Here is a 3,733-nt window from a genome sequence, read left to right as displayed (position 1 = left end):
TGAACAGCTTCTCCGAGAAGAACAACATCAAGTTCACCGTCACCATCAGCGCCGACGCCTCCCTGGCGACCGAGGGCATCAAGAAGTATTTCTGAGCCTCTGACGGACATCTGAACAGAAACCGGGCCCCGCTGTTTCCAGCGGGGCCCGGTTTTTCGCTTGGAGGAGGCTCATGCCCGGGCGGCGTCCCGGCGGCACAGCAGTGCCCGAAACACACAGAAGACCGCTGCGGCGGCCAGGGCCAGCCACAGGAGCAGCAGGACGTTCTCATTGAAATACCAGTCCTCTGTCCAGCGGGTGAAATCCGGCCGGAACCAGAAGCTGTGGAGCCGCTCCACCGTACCGCCCCCCAGCAGCACCAGCCGGTCCAGCACCGGGTTGACCAGTGGGAGGAAGACGCAGGCCGCGCCCAGGCAGGCGGCCCCCTTCCACCAGGGGCCGATGGGCGCGTAGCGGATGATCAGCAGGCAGGCCCAGGGCAGGGCCAGGCCGAACAGCACCCCGGGCAGGGCAGGCAGGGGGAACCAGTCCGCGCCGCTGTAGGCCGCGCCCGCCCACAGCAGGGCGCACAGCAGCAGGGTCTCGGTGCCCAGATAGAGCGCCGCCTTGTGCTCCGACAGGGGCTTGGGGAGCTCCCGCAGGGCGGCGGGCAGGAAGACCGCCCCCAGGCCGAAGAGGGTGGCTGCGGCGGCCATGGGGAACCAGTCGCCGCCGCTGTAGAGGCAGGCGGCCAGCAGGAGCAGCTCCAGGGACAGGGTGAAGCCCCCCAGCGTGACCGCGGCCCGCCGCTTCTGTACCAGGGTGGGCAGCAGGGTGAGGGAGGCGGCCACCAGCTCACCGGTCAGCACCAGCCAGAACCAGGTGAGCGCATGGTACATGGCCCAGTTGCAGGCCAGGCAGAGCACCGCCGTGCCGCCGTACAGGAGCAGCTGCACCATGCGCACCCGCCGGGTGAGGCGCAGATACTTCTTGGCCAGGGTCTCCGCCGTGCGGGCCTCCACGTCCTCGCTGGCGGTGAGCAGCTCGTGCTCCGACACCTGCAGGATCGCGCAGATGTCCCGGATGAGGGTGATGTCCGGGTAGGACATGCCTCTCTCCCACTTGCTGACCGCCGACTCGGTGACAAAGAGCTTGTCGGCAAACTCCCGCTGGGTGAGCCCCAGCTCCTTTCGGCGGCGGCAGATGTACGCGCCGAAGGTCTTTTTATTTTCCATGTCTTCAACCATCCTTTGCGGCAGGGTGTTGTCTTGCGGGGCCGCACTCACCATACGGCAGCCGGGTCAAAATTGCAAGACTTTGGGGCAAATTTGCCACTCGACCGTTAGGAAAGTCCTTGTTTTGCAGGGGTTTCCCAGCCGTCGGGGCCCAAAGGCTTGCGTTTAGGATGCCGATGCGGTATGGTAGCAGATGTCTTGCGGGGCACATCAGAAAAAGGATGCCTGCCCGATGAAATACCTGTGCGTACTGCTCACCAAATACCCGGATCGCTTCGCCCGCGTGCTGGCCCGCCTCAGCGGCCAAGGGTACACCCATGCCTCCATCGGCCTGGAGGAGGAGGGCCGCTTTTACAGCTTCTCCTTCCGCGGCTTCACGGAGGAGACCCCCGACAAGCTCCGCCGCCGCGGCGTCACCGCCAGCCGCTGCTACCGGATCCCGGTGGCCGACGGGGCCTATCGCCTGGTGGAGGCCCGCCTCCGGGCCATGGCCGCTCGCCAGGCCGACTACCACTATAGCTATGTGGGGGTGGCGCTCTGCCTGCTGCACCTACCCTTCCGCTGGAGAAACCGCTATTTCTGCTCCCAGTTCGTGGCGGAGCTCCTCTCCGCCTCCGGGGCGGTCTCCATGCGGAAGGCCCCCTCCCTCTACCTGCCCAACCACTTCCCCGCGGAGCTGGACGGGGTGTGCCAGGTGGTGCCCAGCCCGGTGTGAGACCTACTCCCCGTCGGGCAGGGGCACCCGGCGGTGCTCCACCGGCCCCCAGGCGGGGAGGGGGAGGCCCTGCATGGCCCCGAACACCCGGCTCTTCAGGCCGGGGTACTGCTTGTCCAGGGTGCGGATGAGCTCCTTGACCTCCTGCCGCTTGGTATTCCCGTCCGCCGGGCAGGGGTTGAAGATCACCGGCAGGTGGTTGCGCTCCGCCGCGTTGCGCAGCAGCCCCTCCCCGCAGTAGAGCAGGGGGCGGATCTGGGTGATGTCGGTGCGGTCTAAGTAGGTCACCGGCTGGAAGCAGGAGAGCCGCCCCTCGTAGAACAGGGAGAGGAAGAAGGTCTCCACCGCGTCGTCAAAGTGGTGGCCCAGGGCGATCTTGGAGATGCCCCGCTCCTTCAGGGCGTTGTGGAGGGCGCCCCGCCGCATCTTGGCGCACATGGAGCAGGGATTCTTCTCCTTGCGGAGATCGAAGATGATGTGGTGGATCTCCGACTTCAGCAGGGTGAAGGGCACATCGATGGAGCGGCAGTACTCCGCCACCGGGGCGAAGTCCATCCCCTCACCCCCGTCCACATGGCCCATATCCAGGGTGAAGGCCTCCACGGTGAAGGGCTTGGGGTAGAACTCCCGCAGCCTGGCCAGGGCGGCCAGCAGGGTGATGGAGTCCTTGCCGCCGGACACCCCCACTGCCACCCGGTCGCCGGCCTGGATCATGTCGTAGTCCTCCACACAGCGGCGGACGTAGCTTAAAATCTTGTTCATAGGCACCTCAAAATTTGAAAATCGAAATGGAGCATGAGAGAGATTGGAGGAGATAAAGCGAGAATACAGGAGATTCTGTGATTCTAAATTAAAAAAACGAAAAAACGTGTTGACACCCGGGAACCATCGTATTATAATACAAAACGCTCCAGTCGTAAAGATTGGGGTTTTGATTCTGTTTAGACTATTTTAAGCATAGAACGCAAAAAAATTGGAGGTTTCACCATGTCCACTTTTATGGCCAACAAGGGGAACATCGTCCGCAAGTGGTATATCCTCGACGCGGCGGGCAAGCCCCTGGGCAAGACCGCTGCCGCCGCGGCCGTCCTGCTGCGCGGCAAGCACAAGCCTGAGTACACCCCCCACGCCGACTGCGGCGACTATGTCGTGATCGTCAACGCCGAGAAGGCCGTTCTGACCGGCAAGAAGCTGGAGCAGAAGTACTACCGCCGCCACTCCGGCTGGGTAGGTGGCCTCAAGGAGACCAAGTACCGCCTGCTGATGCAGCAGAAGCCCGAGCTGGCCATGCAGCTGGCCATTCGCGGCATGATGCCCCGCAACATCATCACCAAGGATTCTCTGACCCGCCTGCATATCTACCGCGGCGCCGAGCATCCCCACACCGCCCAGAAGCCCGAGTCCTGGGCCGCCAACTAAGCAGGAGGTACAGACAAATGTATAAGAGCAAGAAGCCTTATCTGTATGGCACCGGCCGCCGCAAGTCCTCCGTGGCCCGGGTGCATCTCTTCCCCAACGGCACCGGCTCCATCACCATCAACGGCCGTGACATTGACGAGTACTTCGGCCTGGAGACCCTGAAGCTGCTGGTTCGCCAGCCCCTGGCCACCACCGACATGCTGGGCAAGGTGGATATCGTCGCCACCGTCACCGGCGGCGGCGTCACCGGCCAGGCCGGCGCCATCCGCCACGGCGTGGCCCGCGCCCTGCTGCAGGTCAATCCCGAGTTCCGCGCCGCCCTCAAGGCCGCCGGCTTCCTCACCCGCGATCCTCGCATGAAGGAGCGCAAGAAGTACGGCCTCAA

At 64.2% G+C, this 3,733-nt stretch carries 5 protein-coding genes; 3 read left to right on the top strand and 2 right to left on the bottom strand.

All coding sequences use genetic code 11. The features are described 5' to 3' along the window. Window positions 1-170: 170 nt before the first annotated feature. Window positions 171-1,214 (bottom strand): helix-turn-helix transcriptional regulator, encoded by a 1,044-nt coding sequence (locus tag QZ378_RS12375; RefSeq protein WP_291258484.1) that lies wholly within the window; start codon window positions 1,212-1,214, stop codon window positions 171-173. Window positions 1,215-1,446: 232 nt separating this feature from the next. Here QZ378_RS12375 and QZ378_RS12370 point away from each other — a divergent pair, with 232 nt between their 5' ends. Continuing rightward, window positions 1,447-1,929 (top strand): hypothetical protein, encoded by a 483-nt coding sequence (locus QZ378_RS12370; protein ID WP_291258483.1) that lies wholly within the window; start codon window positions 1,447-1,449, stop codon window positions 1,927-1,929. A gap of 3 nt (window positions 1,930-1,932) precedes the next feature. On the opposite strand, the gene QZ378_RS12365 is transcribed toward QZ378_RS12370, so the two are convergent. Continuing rightward, complete coding sequence (locus QZ378_RS12365) at window positions 1,933-2,691, bottom strand: ATP-binding protein (RefSeq protein WP_291258482.1); 759 nt, start codon at window positions 2,689-2,691, stop codon at window positions 1,933-1,935. A 225-nt stretch (window positions 2,692-2,916) separates the two neighbouring features. On the opposite strand from QZ378_RS12365, the gene rplM reads away from it, so the two are divergent. Both rplM and rpsI read left to right on the top strand, forming a co-directional pair. Continuing rightward, on the top strand, window positions 2,917-3,348 hold the full coding sequence (rplM, locus tag QZ378_RS12360; RefSeq protein WP_087237558.1) for a 50S ribosomal protein L13: 432 nt from the start codon (window positions 2,917-2,919) through the stop codon (window positions 3,346-3,348). Between the two features lie 17 nt (window positions 3,349-3,365). After that, window positions 3,366-3,733 (top strand): 30S ribosomal protein S9 (gene rpsI / locus QZ378_RS12355; RefSeq protein WP_291258481.1); only part of this gene is annotated, 368 nt, incomplete at its 3' end.

Source organism: Flavonifractor sp. (assembly GCF_019422385.1).
GTDB lineage: Bacteria > Bacillota > Clostridia > Oscillospirales > Oscillospiraceae > Flavonifractor > Flavonifractor avistercoris.
This window is presented reverse-complemented; position numbering and strand designations above follow the sequence as displayed.